Raw genomic sequence first — 16,268 nt, forward strand, 5'->3', positions numbered from 1 at the left:
AAGCAAGCAGCAAAAACTTAACGCGACTGCTAATGCCTTCGGCGCCCCGATTCGTCCTCGTCACCTCGTCCCGACCCAACAAGGGGTCGGAACATAGGCTCCAAATGACTTGACGCCGTGTCGGATGACCTTTTATTTTGTCTCCACCTTCGCTACCGCTCAGACTCCGACAAAACAACGGCCCTACGGCTATCGCGGACTACCAGCCCTCGCATTCGCTCTCCATGGCTGGCAGCGTCTGTTTTCTGATATAGGTTCCTGCTAAAAGCATGCAGAAATGACAAAATATTTTGATGTTTTCTAGGGAGTATCTGAGCGATTATTAAAAATCAGCATAGCTTAACTATGCTAATTTTCTTTAAAGTGGGCTTCTATTTACTTTGGCAATTTCTGCAATCGCAGCAAAAGCTTCCATATCGCGTACTGCGATATCAGCTAATACTTTACGGTCAATCGCAACGTTTGCTTTTGTTAAGCCGTTGATTAATCGGCTATAAGATATATCGCACATACGCGCTGCCGCATTAATACGAACAATCCATAAAGCACGGAAAGTACGTTTTTTAACTTTACGGTCACGATAAGCATATTGTCCAGCTTTAATAACTGCTTGCTTAGCAACACGATAAACACGGCTACGCGCGCCGTAATACCCTTTTGCTTGCTTTAAAACTTTTTTATGTCTTGCTCGGGCTGTTACACCCCGTTTTACTCTAGCCATTTTCTTTTCCTAAAATTAACTGTAAGGCAGCATACGTGCAGTCATACGCACATCATTTGCATGAATAGTTGCAGCTTTACGCAACTGTCTTTTTCTTTTAGTCGATTTTTTAGTCAAGATATGACTACGATGAGATTGTCCACATTTAAAATGGCCGCTAGCTGTACGCGTAAAGCGTTTTGCAGCACCACTATGGCTTTTAATTTTTGGCATTTATTTTCTCCAATAGTATTAAAAATATCACGTCCCTGATATAAGAACTCAGCAAGGCAAAATGCACGGGCCCGGCTGAATTAGTAAGCTACTATTCCTACAGCAGCGAAACTTATCGAATACCTCGATAAGAATATCAACTAACAAGTTGTTATTTTTTCTTTTTTGGTCCTAAAACCATAATCATCTGGCGCCCTTCCATTTTAGGAAACTGCTCAACGACGGCTATTTCCTCTAGGTCTTTTTCTACTCGCTTTAATAACGCCATACCAATTTCTCTGTGTGCCATTTCGCGGCCGCGAAAACGCACTGTGATTTTGGTTTTATTGCCTTCTTCAAGAAATTTTATTAGGTTGCGCAATTTGACATTGTAATCACCAATATCAGTACCTGGGCGAAACTTAATTTCCTTAACCTGAATTTGTTTTTGTTTTTTCTTGGCTACCTGCATTTTTTTATTCTGTTCGAATATAAACTTGCCGTAATCCATGATCTTACAAACCGGAGGATCAGCATTTGGTGAAACTTCTACCAAATCCATATTTGCTTCAGCCGCTAAGCGCTTTGCGTCCATAAGTGACATAATGCCACCCTGCCCTTCTGGCAAACCTGTTAGCCTAATGCGCCTTGCTGTAATTGCGTCATTTAGTCGTGTTGCATCTTTTTTAGAAGCGATACCCTGATCCTCCAGTTTCTATTTTATTTTTTTTGTTCAATTTCGTTATTTAATCTCTGTGTAAATTCATTAAGTGAAAAGCTACCTAAATCTTCGCCTTTCTGCGTACGTACTGTTAACGTTTGCTTATCTAACTCTTTATCACCGATAATTAAAAGATAAGGCACTCGTTGCATAGAGTGTTCGCGAATTTTAAAGCCTATCTTCTCATTTCTCAAGTCAATTTTTGCTCTAAAGCCTTGTTTTTGTAATTCTGCAACAACTTGCTGTGCATATTCATCATGTCGACTAGCAATATTAAGTACGACTAACTGCTCTGGCGCTAACCAAAGCGGCAAATTCCCTGCATGCTGCTCAATTAAAATACCAATAAAGCGCTCTAAAGAGCCTAATATTGCACGATGCAACATCACTGGCACATGTTTGGAGCCATCTTCAGCAATATAGCTCGCATCTAAACGCCCTGGCATAGAGAAATCGACTTGAATCGTACCACACTGCCAAACGCGCTCTAAACAATCTTTCAATGAAAATTCAATTTTAGGCCCATAAAATGCACCTTCACCAGGCTGCAAGTCCCAAACAAGTTGTTTATTATCTAACGCGAGTTCTAAAGCTTTTTCAGCCTTGTCCCAGTCTGCATCAGAGCCAACACGCTTTTCTGGGCGTGTAGACAATTTAATAATAACCTCATTAAAACCAAAGTCTTTATAAACTTCAAATAATAAATCAATAAAGTCCGAAACTTCAGCTTGAATACTGTCTTCAGTACAAAAAATATGCGCATCATCTTGCACAAAATTTCTTACGCGCATCAAACCATGCAAAGTACCTGACGGCTCATTGCGATGACATGAACCAAATTCAGCTAGACGCAACGGCAAATCTTTATAGCTTTTTAAACCTTGATTATAAATCTGCACATGGCACGGGCAATTCATCGGTTTAATCGCATAATCACGATTATCTGACTGCGTGGTAAAAATCATATCACCGAACTTATCCCAATGACCTGATTTTTCCCATAAACTGCGATCTACAACTTGTGGCGTTCTTACTTCACCATAGCCATGTGCACGTAATTTATTGCGAATATATTGCTCAACCTGCTGGTAAACCGTCCAGCCTTTTTCATGCCAAAACACCATGCCAGGCGCTTCTTCTTGAGTATGAAATAAGCTAAGTGCCTTACCAATTTTTCTATGATCGCGTTTTTCAGCTTCTTCTAAACGGTGCAAATAATCTGCTAAGTCTTTTTTATCATTCCATGCTGTGCCATAAATACGCTGCAACATTTCATTATTTGAATCACCACGCCAATAAGCGCCAGCAATTTTCATTAATTTAAAAGCTTTTATTTTACTGGTACTAGGTACATGCGGCCCACGACAAAGATCAGTAAAATCGCCTTGCGTATACAAAGATAAGTCTTGATCCGCAGGAATTGATTCAATAATTTCAGCTTTATACTCTTCACCTAAATCACGGAAAAACTTTATCGCTTCATCGCGTGATACAACAGAGCGGGTAATTTTTAAATTAGCCGCAACTAGACGTGACATTTCCTTTTCTATTTTTTTAATATCGTCTGGCGTAAATGCACGTTCATAGGAGAAGTCATAATAAAAACCATTATCAATCACCGGCCCTATCGTTACCTGTGCTTCAGGAAATACTCTTTTAACTGCCTGAGCCAATAAATGCGCCGCCGAGTGACGAATAACCTCTAAACCCTCAGCGTCTTTTGCGGTAATAATCTGTAAGGTTGCATCATTTTCAATCAGCGTACTGGCATCAACCAGTTCATCATTTACCCGACCCGCCAAGGTTGCTTTTGCTAAACCGGAACCAATAGATTGTGCAACCTCCATGACAGTTACAGCATTATCAAACTCTCGTTTAGAGCCATCAGGCAAGGTAATTACAGGCATTCTATCTTTCTCTAGTTTATAAAATAAAAAAGCACTGCCGATGCAATGCTTTTCAGTTAGAACTCGCCATTATACTCACTACTTTATGCTTTTGTAAACATATACTTACATAATAAAGCAATTAAACCATCTGACAATTTTTTACATCACTTAAATACCTAATTCCTTCAAGTTCTAATGACGTAGTCAAACATACTGCCCTGCACACCAGCCAGATGCCCATGCCCACTGAAAATTATAGCCTCCTAACCAACCAGAAACATCCAATACTTCACCAACAAAATACAACCCTTGCACTTGTTTAGCCTCTAAGGTTTTAGATGAGATGCAGTGACAATCCACACCGCCCAAAGTCACTTCGGCAGTGCGATAGCCTTCGGTTCCATTAGGTTTAATTTGCCAATGATGAAATTGCTCAGCGATCAATTGAATTTGTTTATGTGATAAGTCGAGTAAAGAGCACTCCAATAAATCATTAGCTATAAATAAGGGAGTTAGACGCTTGGCAAAAAACTGCAATAAATAATTTTTTAATTTAACTTTTGTTTTATCTTTTTGTGCGGTTAATAAAGCTTGCTGTAAATCCACAGCAGGCAATAAATCAATATTGATGAGCTCACCTTTATGCCAATATGATGACATTTGCAAAACGACGGGGCCACTTAAGCCACGATGCGTAAATAATAGGTTTTCAGTAAAACTTTGCCGCGCATTACTTATCGTACAAGGCAATGCCAAACCCGATAAAGCTGCGAATTTTTCTTTTTCTGCTAATTGCAAAGTGAATGGCACTAAGCCTGCTCGAGTGGCCTGCACATGAATACCAAATTGTTCGGCAATTTTATATCCAAAAGGTGTCGCGCCCATTTTAGGAATAGATAAACCACCCGTGGCGATGACTAAAGACTGACACTTAATTTTTTCTTTCCCTAGCGAAAGGAGATAGCCGGAACCTGCAGTTTGTATAACCGTCTTAAGCTCAGAATTTAAACGTATTTCTGCACCCGCCTTAGCACATTCAGCAAGCAGCATATTTAAAATATCGCGCGCACTTTCATTACAGAACAACTGTCCATGCTCACGCTCATGGTAAGGAATATTATGCGCGTGAATCATTGCTAAAAAATCCCACTGGGTAAACCGGCTTAAGGCTGATTTACAAAAGTGTGCATTTTCAGACAGGAAATTTTCCGCCTCAACCGTGTAATTGGTAAAATTACAACGCCCACCACCTGACATGAGAATTTTTTTACCCGCTTTATTAGCATGATCTAAAACTAGAACCCTGCGCTTGCGCTTACCCGCTTCTATTGCACACATTAAACCTGATGCGCCAGCACCAATAATTACCACATCTACTTCTTGCATTGTTTCACTTCTATAAAAACAAAAAAGCCCTTTAACCGAAGTAAAAGGGCTTTTTGTACAGGCTATTCTCGTATTAGCAGACTGAAGTCCGCTCTACATTAAACCTTATGGTAAACCTCAGCACCTTCTTCAAGAAACTGTTGTGATTTTTCATCCATACCTTTTTGCAAAGCCTCTGCTGCATCTTTAATGCCTTTTTCAGCGGCATATTCACGCACATCTTGCGAAATTTTCATCGAGCAAAAATGTGGGCCACACATGGAACAGAAATGCGCGATTTTCGCTGAATCCTTCGGCAAAGTTTCATCATGGAATGAACGTGCTTTTTCTGGATCTAAAGCAATATTGAATTGATCTTCCCAACGAAATTCAAACCGCGCCTTAGACATAGCATTATCACGCGCTTGCGCACCAGGATGGCCTTTAGCCAAATCTGCCGCATGGGCTGCGATTTTATAAGTCACGATACCTTCACGAACATCTTCTTTGTTCGGTAGGCCTAAATGCTCTTTTTGGGTCACATAACATAACATCGCACAACCGTACCAACCAATATTTGCAGCACCAATTACAGATGTAATATGGTCATACCCTGGTGCAATATCGGTAGTCAAGGGCCCTAATGTGTAAAAAGGTGCTTCATCACAATCTTCCAGTTGCTTAGTCATATTCACTTCAATCATATGCAATGGCACATGACCTGGGCCTTCAATCATGGTTTGTATGTCATGTTTCCAAGCGATTTTGGTCAACTCTCCTAAGGTTTCTAGTTCAGCAAATTGCGCTTCATCATTGGCATCATAAATTGAACCAGGGCGTAAGCCATCGCCTAGTGAAAACGAAACATCATAAGCTTTCATGATTTCACAAATATCTTCAAAATGCGTGTATAAAAAGCTTTCTGTATGATGTGCTAAACACCATTTCGCCATGATCGAACCACCACGTGACACGATACCGGTCATGCGTTTAGCCGTCATGGGCACATGATGTAAACGTACCCCTGCATGGATAGTAAAATAATCCACACCTTGCTCGGCTTGTTCAATCAGCGTATCGCGGAAAATTTCCCACGTTAAATCTTCTGCTTTACCGTTTACCTTTTCTAAAGCCTGATAAATTGGCACCGTACCAATGGGTACCGGTGAATTACGTAAAATCCATTCACGCGTTTCATGAATATTTTTACCAGTTGATAAATCCATAATGGTATCACCACCCCAACGGATACCCCACATCATTTTTTCAACTTCATCTTCAATTGATGAGGTAACAGCTGAATTACCTAAGTTACCATTAATTTTTACTAAGAAATTACGCCCAATAATCATTGGCTCAACTTCAGGGTGATTGATATTTAGCGGAATAATCGCTCGTCCTCGCGCCACTTCATCGCGCACAAATTCTGGCGTAATTTCATCAGGAATTGATGCGCCATAAGACTGACCTTTATGCTGACCTTTATACAAATCACGCATTTCGGACATATTTTGATTTTCACGAATGGCGATATATTCCATTTCTGGGGTAATAATACCCTGACGCGCATAATGCATTTGTGAGACATTTTTACCGGCTTTTGCTCTACGCGGCTTACGTATATGCTCAAAACGCATATTTGCTGTTTCAGGATCATGTAGGCGCTCTTTACCAAAATCAGATGTTGGTCCATCCAACTCTTCAGTATCATCGCGTTCCGCAATCCATGCATCACGAATACCCGCTAAACCTTTTTGTAGGTCGACGGCAACATCAGGATCGGTATACACGCCAGAAGTATCATACACAAATAAGGGGGTATTTTTTTCAGCACCAAAATGAGCTGGTGTATCTGATAAGGTGATTTTACGCATAGGTACGCGTATATCAGGACGACTTCCCTGGATATAAACTTTCTCTGACGCAGGGTAAGAGTCAATTTTTACACCGCCCTCATTAGTTGCGGTAATATCTTTAGGGACTGCGCTCATGATCGTATCTCCAATTTAAAAAATCTTAAAGCGCAGGCAAGAGCTTGTGGGCTTTCCTACGCCAGTATTAGCTGGTCTCAGGTTCAAAGGGTTTTATCTCAGCTTCTTACAACGAAGCACCCCTAGCCTTTCGGTTAATAGTACAAAGTAATAGATAATGCGAGATATTGCAAATTTAATACGCAAGCTTTGCTCTATTTAAAAATCTACTCAGGTAATTCTCTGAATTGCGCTAAAATCCGCACCATAAAAATAAATAACCAGCCCTTGGGGGAAGCATGGAATTAGAAAATCTTAATCAAATCGAACATAAAGGGGCGGGGATGCGCAGCGAACTGCTTAGATTTGGCTGTGCAATCCTGTTCTTAGTCGGTATTATGTTATTTATTGGCATGACGACTGAACATACGCCTAACCAAACTTTTCTGATCGTTTCTGCCATCATTGGCGGCTACATGGCTCTTAATATCGGTGCCAACGATGTTGCTAATAATGTAGGCCCAGCGGTTGGATCACAAGCCTTAACTTTAACTAGCGCAATCCTAATTGCCATGATTTTCGAATCCGCCGGTGCTCTTATTGCAGGTGGCGAAGTCGTCAGTACAATTAAGAAAGGAATTATTGACCCTTCTCTTATTAATAATACGGACACCTTCGTTTGGTTAATGCTAGCCGCGTTACTCGCTGCGGCTATTTGGTTAAATGCCGCTACCTTTTTGGGTGCTCCTGTGTCAACGACGCACTCGATTGTTGGTGGTGTATTAGGCGCTGGAATAGCCGCTGGCGGGTGGAATATTGCTAACTGGGTCGTTTTTGGCAAAATTGCTGCTAGTTGGGTTATTTCGCCGATGCTCGGTGGCTTGATTGCAGCGGCTTTCTTATATTTTATAAAGCGTAGCATGACCTACCAAGAGGATATGTTGACTGCGGCAAAAAAAGTCGTCCCTCTGTTAATTGCTATCATGGCTTGGGCATTTTCTACCTATTTAATTCTAAAAGGCTTGAAAAAAATATGGAAAGTCGACTTCTTAACGGCTGGATCTGTTGGCTTCGCCTTTGCTTTAATACTTTATTTTGCAGTACGCCCTTTCATTAACAAAGCAGCTAAGTCTTTAGAAAATAATAAATTTAGCGTTAATAAACTCTTTACTATCCCTCTTATTTTCGCTGCGGCCTTGCTAAGTTTTGCTCATGGTGCGAATGACGTTGCTAATGCAGTTGGTCCGTTAGCAGCCATTAACGATGCTTTAAGCCACGGTGGTGAGATTGCTAAAAAAGCCGCTATTCCAATATGGGTTATGCTAATAGGTGCTTTGGGTCTATCGCTTGGCCTTGCTTTATATGGTGCAAAACTCATAAAAACTGTTGGTACTGAAATTACAGAGCTCGATAAAATGCGTGCCTTTTGCGTGTCTATGGCGGCAGCCATTACCGTGATTATCGCGAGTCAATTAGGCTTACCCGTTAGTTCCACGCATATCGCAGTTGGTGCCATTTTTGGTGTCGGTTTCTTACGTGAATATTTAAAGCGCACTAATGCCAAACGCTTAGAAGAAATTAGAGCCCACCACGAAACCTTAGACCCAGAAAAAACCGAAGCCTTTTTAGAAGATTTTAGAAAAGCCAGTGTCGCTAAAAAATCAACCCTATTAGCCGAGCTTAAAAAGCAAGCTAAAAAAAGCCAAACCGACTTTACTAAACGGGAAAGAAAAGCGCTTAAGAAAGTTTACCAAGAACAACTAGTCAAACGTTCTCATGTCTATAAAATTGCGGCTGCCTGGATTATTACCGTGCCATTATCCGCTCTATTAGCGGCTATGTTGTATTTTACGATTCGCGGCATAATGCTTCCGTAACTTATTAGCTCCCAGTTTTTTGATAAAAATAGGGACTCTCAAAATATCATGTCAACTAATTTATTATTATTTTTTCACTTTACACACAGACTTTTTTTCTAATCGTTAAGTCGCTGATAAGAGCCTACAAGCGTGAGAAAAATAACATTTGACTTAGATAAGCTATTGATTAATAAAATATTAATATAAATGTCATAAATTTGTACAATTTAACAAACAAGCAATAAAACCGAGGCTTTCACTTACTTTTCCTGACCTTATACACAAAGTTATCCACAGGTTTTGTGGGTAACTTTATTTTTCTTTTCAGCATAAAGACTTAGCGTTCTTATATCGAATTTTCATTAGCAAAAAGGCAGTCAGTGAATAGCTCAAAAAAAATAATTTTAAGTGTAGCCGTCCCCATTCCACTGCACTTCTCATTTGACTACTTACCACCTGATGGCTGCAATCCTGAACAACTCAAGCCTGGCCTGCGCATCAAAATTCCCTTTGGTAAACAAAGCAAAATCGGTGTAATACTTGCCATCAATAGCAGCTCAGATATCAATACCAGCAAGCTAAAGCAAGCTGAAGAATTGTTAGATGTCGAACCACTACTCTCCGCTAAAGACTTACAATTATTACACTGGACACAGCTTTATTATCACCACGCTATCGGTGATGTATTTATCAGCGCTTTTCCTAGCGCATTGCGCAAAGGAAAATCTAGCGAACTCAAGCCTACACCTTATTTTTCATTAACAGAAGCCGGCCAAGCAACCGATGCAAGCACCTTAAAAAAAGCACCCAAACAACAGGCGCTATTTAAGTTATTTCAAACACAAAGTAAAGCCATCAATATTGCAGTCATCAGCCAGCATTTCAAGCTTTGGCGACCCTCATTAAACGCTTTACTAAAAAAAGAATTGGTCTACGAAAGTAACTTTATTGCATTGCCCACTAAAAATATTTGTATCACCCAGCAAACGCCACTCGCAGCAAATGAACAGCAGCAAGCAGCTATCGATAGCATTAATACCAAATTAGATAAATTTTCGGTATTTTTACTTGAGGGTGTGACTGGCAGCGGCAAAACCGAGGTCTACTTACAAGTTATCGAGCAAGTATTAGCACGCAATTTACAAGTTCTCGTATTACTACCTGAAATTACCTTAACACCGCAACTTGAAGCGCGTTTTAAGCAACGCTTTGCGGTACCAATCGAAACCTATCACTCGCAGCACACAGAAAGGCAACGCCAATCTGCTTGGCTAGCTATGCAAAAAGGCCATAGCTCTATTTTGCTCGGTACGCGTTCTGCTTTATTTACACCCGCGCCACGCTTAGGTTTAATTATTTTAGATGAAGAGCATGATGCATCTTTTAAGCAACAAGAAGGTTTTCGTTTTTCTGCGCGAGACGTGGCTATCGTGCGCGCCAAAATGCTTCATATTCCAATTATTTTAGGCTCAGCTACACCGTCTTTAGAAAGTCTATATAATGTAGACAAACAGCTTTATCAGTTACTACGCCTGCCTAATCGCGCTGGCAATGCCCTCCCCCCCAAGTTAGCTTTGCTTGATATTCGAAATCAGCAATTACAAGAAGGCTTATCGCCCCCGTTAATTAGAGAAATTAAAAAAACATTAGCTAAAAAAGAGCAGGTTTTATTATTTTTAAACCGCCGAGGCTTTGCGCCGACGTTAATTTGTCATAGTTGCGGCTGGGTCGCTCAATGCAAGCGTTGCGATGCCAACTTAGTCGTGCATTATCGACAAGGAAAAATACGTTGCCATCATTGCGCTGGCGAACAGCCTCTGCCACGCTCATGCCCTGGCTGTCAGTCAGAAGAACTGAAACCATTGGGCTTAGGCACAGAGCGCGTAGAAAACGCCTTAAAGGTCATATTTCCAGAACATAAAAGTGTTCGTTTAGATCGCGATACGACACAGAAAAAAGGTGTTTTAGAACAGCATTTAGATGCCATCAATCAAGGTAAAGTTGATATTATCTTAGGCACGCAAATGCTCGCTAAGGGCCATCATTTCCCTAATGTGACTTTAGTGGTGTTATTGGATGTGGACAGCGGTTTATTTAGTATCGATTTTCATGCGCCCGAAAGACTCGCACAATTAATTGTACAAGTTTCAGGTCGCGCAGGACGCGCAGAAAAGAAAGGCCGTGTTATTATGCAAACGCGACAGCCTGAGCACCCTTTATTAAATACCTTAATTCATCACGGCTACCAAGCCTTTGCACAGGCGGCTTTAGCAGAGCGCAAAGCCGCTGCATTGCCGCCATATAGCTATCAAGCTTTACTGCGCGCCGTATCCTTAGAAAAAGACACAGCACTTGAGTTTTTACTTGCAGTCAGTGAACTAGTTAACAGTTACCCCACTCATAGTACTTGGGTATTAGGCCCTGTTGCCGCGCCTATGGCCAAAAGGGCCGGACAATTTCGCTATCAATTATTACTGCAAGATACGCAACGCAAACAATTACATCTATTATTAAATCGCCTATTACCCGACATAGCCAAACTTAAGCTAGCACGAAAAATTCGCTGGTCATTGGATGTCGATCCGATTGATTTATACTGATCCAGACCACTGCGTCAATAAATACTGCAATTTATCTTTATCTAGCTGAGCATTATCAACTTTTAAATAAACCACATTTTCACTGCTCTGAAAATCAGCACTCGCCACGCCTGTTACCGTTAAAATATCAGCTAAAAAATCTGCCAATTTATCCGCAGCAATATCATCTGTAGACACCAATAAATTAGCTAAATATTGTGGAGCATTCATAAAGAGAGCAACGATTAACCATAGACCTGCTGCTACCGCACAAAACAAAAAAACATAATTTGCACCATATTCACCATAAATCCAGCCACCTGTAGTCCCTCCTAAAAAAGCGCCGAAAAATTGCGCACTAGAATACGCGCCCATGGCAGTTCCTTTTAAATTACCCGGTGCGGTTTTAGAGATTAATGAAGGTAATGTCGCTTCTAATAAATTAAAACCACAAAAAAACACCCATAACCCCGCAATTAACGTATATAAACTGTCATTAAAATAAAACAAGCTCAGGTCGGCAAGCACTAAAGTAGCCACTGCACCGACAAATACAGCCTTCATCTTGCGCTTTTTTTCAGCGATAATTACAAACGGAATAATCATTGCCATTGACGTTGTTAATAATGGTAAATAGACCTGCCAATGGTCTTCAGGTATAAGACCTGCATCACGTAGCAATAAAGGCACAATAACAAAACTGGCGGTTAAAATCAGGTGTAAAGTAAAAATTCCGTAATCCAAGCGTAATAAATTTTTATCTTTCAATACGGTACTAAATTTGGCTGGAATTAACTCCGCATCACCATGAGTTTTAGTTTGTACTGGGTTAGGCACTACAAAAAGAACCACGAAGATAGCCAAAAAAGATAAAACTGCCGTGACCCAAAAAATCCCTTGGATACCTGAAAAGCCAGAAATAACAGGCCCTAGGGTCATCGCTACCCCGAATGAAATACCAATACTCGCACCAATCAAAGCCATTGCTTTGGTGCGGTGCACTTCTCTTGTTAAATCAGCGACTAAGGCCATGATAGCAGCGGCAATCGCTCCGCTACCTTGTAAAGCACGACCAATTAATACACCGTAAATTGTCGTTGATAGGGCTGCAACAATACTTCCTGAAGCAAATAACAATAAACCAATAACAATGATTTTCTTGCGCCCAAACCGGTCAGACATTAAGCCAAAAGGGATTTGTAGTACCGCTTGAGTTAAGCCATAAACACTGATTGCCAAACCAATTAATAAGGGTGTTGAACCTTCCAGCGTCTCAGCAAATAAAGATAAAACAGGAAAAATCATAAATAAACCAAGCATACGCAAAGCATAAATACTTGATAAAGAAAGGGTGGCGCGTCGTTCCACTGACGACATGGGACTCGTTATATCCTGAACGTGTGTCAAAACTCTAAACTCCTGTAGGTAAAAATTATTCTCATATTTCCAATATTTATATAGGGTGCGGTTTTAGTCCACCTTGTATATAGCAGACCAAAACCGCACCCTACAGACTTTATTCTAAAACATTTTACCAGTTTTAAATTTATAGTTTATGTTTATTCAATGCCAACCATTGAATAGCAATAATGGGAATTGCTGACTCTATACACCCATCTTCAATCATGGCATAAGCCGCTGCAAAACTGACGGTAGAAACGAGAATATCCTCATGCTCATGATCCAAGCCATGAATTCCACCTACCTCTGTCGCATCAATACGCCCATAAAATAAAGAAATTTTCTCCGACGTGCCGCCTGGCGAAGTATAAAACTCATTAATTAAACGCATTTCTTGTACCATACAGCCTGCCTCTTCTTTCGATTCTCTATAAGCAACTTCTTCTGCAGTTTCCCCCTCCTCTATCGCACCTGCAACAATCTCCAGTAACCAGGCTTTCTCTCCCACATCTTGCTGTCCCATAGGCCCCATACGAAACTGCTCAATAATCACGACTTTATCCGCATCAGGGTCATAAAGGAGTACGGCTACGCAATTACCTCGCTGAAATAATTCTCGCGTCAAAACATCACTCCAGCCACCGGCAAATAAACGATGCCGTACTTGATAACGATTTAAACTAAAAAAACCTTGATACATAGGCTCTTGAGAAATCACTTTAAATTCTTTTTTCATAACACCCTACTTAACTGTTGCAATTTAGTTTTCATACCACCAATATATAGATTAAGTCATTATTTATTTTTCGGAGCATAAAACCATGATGCGAATATTTCTTTTCTTAGCCACTAACATTGCCATTATGGTAGTCGTTAGTATTATTTTTAGCCTTTTCGGTCTAAATGGTATTTTAGCGTCTAATGGGGTAGACCTTGACCTTAACTCCTTACTAATTCTATCCGCCGTTATCGGTATGACTGGTTCGTTTATTTCTTTAGCTATGTCTAAATGGTCAGCGAAAAGAGGGATGGGCGTACAAATTATCGAACACCCGCAAAACCAAACAGAACAATGGCTAATGGATGTTGTTACCCGTCAAGCACGTATCGTCGACATTGATACACCTGAAGTCGGGATATTCCAATCAGTCGATCCCAATGCCTTTGCCACCGGCATGACTAAAAACAGTTCATTAGTCGCTGTCAGTACTGGCTTGTTACAAAACATGTCACCTGATGAAGTAGAAGCCGTTATCGGCCATGAAATGACTCATGTTGCCAATGGCGATATGGTCACTATGGCGCTAATGCAGGGCGTGGTAAATACTTTTGTGTATTTCTTCGCTACAATTATTGGCCATACTGTAGACCGCGTTATCTTCAAAAATGAAGAAGGTCATGGCATAGCCTATTTCGTCACGCAAATGATTGCACAAATTGCCCTATCCTTTTTGGCTTCTATGTTGGTTATGTGGTTCTCTCGTTACCGCGAATTCAAAGCAGATGCAGGCGGTGCAAAACTAGCCGGTAGAGAGAAAATGATCAATGCCTTAAGAGCCTTAGCGCGTGCTCATGAACCTCGAGAATTACCGGATCAATTTGCGGCATTGGCCATTAATGGAGGTGCTGTACATAAATTATTTATGAGCCACCCCCCATTAGAAGAACGTATTGCGGCATTGCAAAATCAACGTTAGACTATAAGTCTAAAGTGGGCGGGAGATTCTGCCTCCCGCCTCCATACTCTCATACCTTCGCTCCATGAATACACACTACTATATTCGCTTTCAACTCAACTTATCTGCTGATCAATACTTAAAAGTCTATCAAGGTATTGCCAAAAATATTACGACTCAAGCTGATGATGGTCGGCGCATTGCGTTCCCCGCACAAAATATTAAACAGTTTCTGACTCACGATGGAATTTACGGTCATTTTGAAATGGAACTGACTGCTGAAAATAAGTTTGTTTCGATCAAAAAAATAGATCGCGGGTTTGGTTCTGTATAACTTAGGAATATTTCAGTCATACTCTATAGAGATTTATCTTTTAATAAAGTTACATTTTGTGTCCTAATTGTTTTTGCTCTCAATTTGTACAACAGCCCAGCAGAAGCAAAAAAAACACTGCTACCAGCTTTATCATATATAGAGTCACTCACATATCAATTGACAGCATCAAAATCTATATTCCCCACGCCATTCAGCACCATAAAATGCTTACCCTTTGAGCGAGAAATTAAAGTCACTCCCGATAATTGTGCCATTTCTAAGCCCATTTGCGTGGCACCTGAGCGGGACAATAAAACCGGAATACCCATTTGCGAAACTTTAATCACCATCTCTGATGTTAAACGTCCCGTGGTATAAAAAATCTTCTTATTACCCGAAATATTATTGAGCCACATATGCCCAGCAATCGCATCAACAGCATTATGCCTGCCAACATCTTCGACAAATAATTCTAACTGATCGCCACTATATAATGCACAGCCATGTACCGCTCCGGCTTTTTTATACACCTCATTATGCGCTCTGACAGAATCCAGAACAGCATATAAAGTCGATTGACGTACACGATTTTCAGGTACACGGATTTCTTGCAATTTATCCATTAAACGACCAAAAACGGTGCCTTGCCCACAGCCTGTGGTCACGGTACGACGTTGCATTTGCTCAGAAAAATCACTGGATTCGCCTGCGGTCACCACAGCAACCGACTCGGTTTGCCAATCCACTTGAACAATTTTAATTTCACCAAGGCACTCAAAAAATCCTTGGTTTTTTAAATAGCCTAAAGTTAATAATTCAGGATGTGAACCAATCGTCATTAAGGTGACAATTTCTTGTTTATCAACATAAATCGTCATCGCTCGCTCGCCGACTAACTGTAGTTCACGCTCTTGCCCCGTTTCATCAACACCGATTACCGTAGTAGATACACTTAACCCAGCATCTGTCATTTGCGGTTTCATAGTTCCCCCTTAGCAGATAATTCATGCAACTGCTCCAGCGTATTAATATTCTCAAAAAACTCAGGTGAAGCGCTGAAATCAACTTTTACCCAATGATGCTGTTCAATCCAGCGGTCAATTTTACGTTCGCCTTGCGCCAAATATTTTTGCAAACTATCTTTTAACGAGGTTTTAAGCGCTAAAAAAACCGGATGCAAACGCTCACCATCAAAAGCGACAGCAATATCCGCATCGCTACTCGCACGCTCATTCAGTAAAGCCGTTAAACCTTCAGCCGTTATAAAGGGTGAATCACAGGGCATGACCAATAAAACTTCATTTTGGCAAGTATTTAAAGCCGCATAAATTCCCGCTAAAGGCCCATCAAAATCACTCGTTGCATCACTAATAACGGGATAAGAAAAGACCTGATATTGCTCAATATTACGATTTGCATTAATCAATAATTCATCAACCACTGGTGCCATCGCTTGCACGGCATAACGAATCATTGGCTGTCCCTTAAATTTCACCAAACCTTTATCTTGTTTATTCATACGTCGCGCCAAGCCGCCGGCTAAAATCACGCCTGTTACTTTCGATTGCTTATTCATTCT

14 protein-coding genes and 1 riboswitch are annotated in these 16,268 nt (G+C 40.7%); of the genes, 4 read left to right on the forward strand and 10 right to left on the reverse strand.

What is annotated here, in order from left to right; genetic code table 11:
* Positions 1-358: 358 nt before the first annotated feature.
* The 6 genes from rplT to thiC form a co-directional block, all read right to left on the reverse strand.
* Positions 359-721 (reverse strand): 50S ribosomal protein L20, encoded by a 363-nt coding sequence (gene rplT, locus BQ7314_RS00525; RefSeq protein ID WP_174481756.1) that lies wholly within the window; start codon positions 719-721, stop codon positions 359-361.
* A 15-nt stretch (positions 722-736) separates the two neighbouring features.
* Entirely contained in the window at positions 737-934 is a 198-nt protein-coding gene (rpmI, locus tag BQ7314_RS00530; RefSeq protein WP_174481757.1) for a 50S ribosomal protein L35, read from the reverse strand.
* A 151-nt stretch (positions 935-1,085) separates the two neighbouring features.
* Complete coding sequence (gene infC / locus BQ7314_RS00535) at positions 1,086-1,625, reverse strand: translation initiation factor IF-3 (RefSeq protein WP_174481819.1); 540 nt, start codon at positions 1,623-1,625, stop codon at positions 1,086-1,088.
* Between the two features lie 8 nt (positions 1,626-1,633).
* A complete protein-coding gene (gene thrS, locus BQ7314_RS00540) occupies positions 1,634-3,541 on the reverse strand; it encodes a threonine--tRNA ligase (protein ID WP_174481758.1) in 1,908 nt (635 codons plus the stop codon).
* Between the two features lie 186 nt (positions 3,542-3,727).
* On the reverse strand, positions 3,728-4,909 hold the full coding sequence (locus tag BQ7314_RS00545) for a BaiN/RdsA family NAD(P)/FAD-dependent oxidoreductase (RefSeq protein ID WP_174481759.1): 1,182 nt from the start codon (positions 4,907-4,909) through the stop codon (positions 3,728-3,730).
* Positions 4,910-5,007: 98 nt separating this feature from the next.
* A complete protein-coding gene (gene thiC, locus BQ7314_RS00550; protein WP_174481760.1) occupies positions 5,008-6,879 on the reverse strand; it encodes a phosphomethylpyrimidine synthase ThiC in 1,872 nt (623 codons plus the stop codon).
* Between the two features lie 36 nt (positions 6,880-6,915).
* A riboswitch (TPP riboswitch) is annotated at positions 6,916-7,013 on the reverse strand.
* Between the two features lie 144 nt (positions 7,014-7,157).
* On the opposite strand from thiC, the gene BQ7314_RS00555 reads away from it, so the two are divergent.
* Complete coding sequence (locus BQ7314_RS00555) at positions 7,158-8,735, forward strand: inorganic phosphate transporter (RefSeq protein WP_174481761.1); 1,578 nt, start codon at positions 7,158-7,160, stop codon at positions 8,733-8,735.
* Between the two features lie 362 nt (positions 8,736-9,097).
* Positions 9,098-11,317 carry a primosomal protein N' gene (locus BQ7314_RS00560; protein ID WP_174481762.1) on the forward strand — a complete coding sequence of 740 codons (2,220 nt, stop codon included), beginning with the start codon at positions 9,098-9,100 and terminating at the stop codon, positions 11,315-11,317.
* Here BQ7314_RS00560 and BQ7314_RS00565 read toward each other — a convergent pair.
* On the reverse strand, positions 11,309-12,673 hold the full coding sequence (locus tag BQ7314_RS00565; RefSeq protein ID WP_174481763.1) for an MFS transporter: 1,365 nt from the start codon (positions 12,671-12,673) through the stop codon (positions 11,309-11,311). The two genes, BQ7314_RS00560 and BQ7314_RS00565, sit on opposite strands and share 9 nt — an antisense overlap.
* A 169-nt stretch (positions 12,674-12,842) precedes the next feature.
* Positions 12,843-13,433, reverse strand: a complete 591-nt coding sequence (locus tag BQ7314_RS00570) for an NUDIX domain-containing protein (protein WP_174481764.1) — start codon at positions 13,431-13,433, stop codon at positions 12,843-12,845.
* Positions 13,434-13,518: 85 nt separating this feature from the next.
* Between BQ7314_RS00570 and htpX the strand changes: the two genes are divergently transcribed.
* Complete coding sequence (gene htpX, locus BQ7314_RS00575; RefSeq protein WP_174481765.1) at positions 13,519-14,394, forward strand: protease HtpX; 876 nt, start codon at positions 13,519-13,521, stop codon at positions 14,392-14,394.
* Positions 14,395-14,458: 64 nt separating this feature from the next.
* On the forward strand, positions 14,459-14,707 hold the full coding sequence (locus BQ7314_RS00580; RefSeq protein ID WP_174481766.1) for a DUF2835 domain-containing protein: 249 nt from the start codon (positions 14,459-14,461) through the stop codon (positions 14,705-14,707).
* Between the two features lie 155 nt (positions 14,708-14,862).
* On the opposite strand, the gene BQ7314_RS00585 is transcribed toward BQ7314_RS00580, so the two are convergent.
* Together BQ7314_RS00585 and mobA are read right to left on the reverse strand one after the other, a co-directional pair.
* Positions 14,863-15,672 (reverse strand): formate dehydrogenase accessory sulfurtransferase FdhD, encoded by an 810-nt coding sequence (locus BQ7314_RS00585; RefSeq protein ID WP_174481767.1) that lies wholly within the window; start codon positions 15,670-15,672, stop codon positions 14,863-14,865.
* Entirely contained in the window at positions 15,669-16,265 is a 597-nt protein-coding gene (mobA, locus tag BQ7314_RS00590; protein WP_174481768.1) for a molybdenum cofactor guanylyltransferase MobA, read from the reverse strand. Before mobA ends, BQ7314_RS00585 begins: the two co-directional genes overlap by 4 nt.
* Positions 16,266-16,268 lie beyond the last annotated feature (3 nt).

Origin of the sequence: methanotrophic endosymbiont of Bathymodiolus puteoserpentis (Logatchev), from assembly GCF_900128525.1 — a bacterium.
Taxonomy (GTDB): domain Bacteria; phylum Pseudomonadota; class Gammaproteobacteria; order Methylococcales; family Methylomonadaceae; genus Methyloprofundus.